This window comes from Lapidilactobacillus mulanensis (assembly GCF_003946215.1).
GTDB classification, from domain to species: domain Bacteria; phylum Bacillota; class Bacilli; order Lactobacillales; family Lactobacillaceae; genus Lapidilactobacillus; species Lapidilactobacillus mulanensis.
Map to the genome: position 1 here is coordinate 1 of NZ_RHOW01000104.1, position 1326 is coordinate 1326.

Below are 1326 nucleotides of genomic sequence, written 5' to 3' on the forward strand. Positions count from 1 at the left end.
ATCAGAACACGATCCTTCCTATAATGGCATTATACTAAATCGTGTCCATAGATTCATACTACATCCAGTCCATGGATTAAAAAAAGGTTTTTAGATGTTACTATTTTGATAATTCTTTTAGGTGAACTAATTAATTCTATATAAACTATTTTATTAATTTGTATATTGATTGAATCGATTGAGTTAACTGACCTACATTCAATAAACTTTTTATTCTTCTTTTCGCTTATATTTCTAACTGCTTTTAGCAAGATTCTACATAAATTATCAATCGTTAAGGGTTTTAAAATGTAATTTTCGGGATGGGTATTAAAAGAATCAAAAACGAAATTCGGATAGTTGGTGAGATAATATAGGTCACCACACATTTTAGAACCGTCTATGAAATTATTGATAACCTGAATACCATTTTTTGATTCGTTTTCAAACTCTATATCTAAAAACAAAATAAATTCTTCGTTAAGTGATGTTAGCTTATTTATTAGTGTTTCCGTGTTGCTATAAGAGAATATTTTTAAATTTAAATTATATTGGACATCTAAAGTAATTAACATTTTTTTAAAGCTTTTAAGAAATTCTAAATTATCATCGCATATAATTATATTCATATAACCCCCGATATGCCTAGTGCCCCTTATGTTTTTGTTGTCGCTTTTTTTTTGTGAGTTGAAACTTTTTTTCTTTTTGTTCCAGTTTATCAGTTCTTCTATTTGTACGCTTTACTTTTTTTATTTCATCATGTTGTTTTTTTATAGCATTTTGTGCTTTTGTGCCAACCGCTTTATTCTGTAATATCTGTTTTTTTACGACTCTTTGTAATCTTTTTGGGTTGATTTTTCGATGTTGAATTATAGAATCTGAAGTTGTTTTGTAAAAATTTAGTTTTTTCCAATTGAACAAAATAAAGTAATAGATATCTTCAATTTTAGGTTCAGATGGACCTAAAGTTAAAGTTGCTACACTGTAAGCTTTATTTAAATGTTCTTCAAAAATAGCCTTATAAAAAGGTGATTCGAAAACTATCGTGCAACTCAAACTATTATTATTCAAAATAATACCTCCATAATGGTAAAAATTTCACTTTCTATGGGAATGGACGACCCGGAGGAAGGCTACTGACGATTTAATCGTGTTTGGACTACCGGCCAAAACTGTGTTTTTATCCCAATGCTAATACAAAGTATAATTACTTTTTTGAATTAGTCAACGTAAAGTTCATTATTAATATTATATATAATGATAAGATTATGATTTGAAAACTTGGATGTAGTATGAATCTATGGACACGATTTAGTATAATGCCATTATAGGAAGGATCGTGTTCTG

Annotated in this window: 2 protein-coding genes; both read right to left on the minus strand. The window is 28.1% G+C overall.

Features of this window, described 5'->3' with window-relative positions; genetic code table 11:
- Window positions 1–53: 53 nt before the first annotated feature.
- Complete coding sequence (locus tag EKM67_RS10700) at window positions 54–608, minus strand: response regulator (protein WP_125578956.1); 555 nt, start codon at window positions 606–608, stop codon at window positions 54–56.
- A 16-nt stretch (window positions 609–624) separates the two neighbouring features.
- The gene (locus tag EKM67_RS10705) at window positions 625–1050 is read right to left on the minus strand and encodes a YjdF family protein (protein WP_125552334.1); all 426 of its coding nucleotides are present in this window, start codon (window positions 1048–1050) and stop codon (window positions 625–627) included.
- Window positions 1051–1326 lie beyond the last annotated feature (276 nt).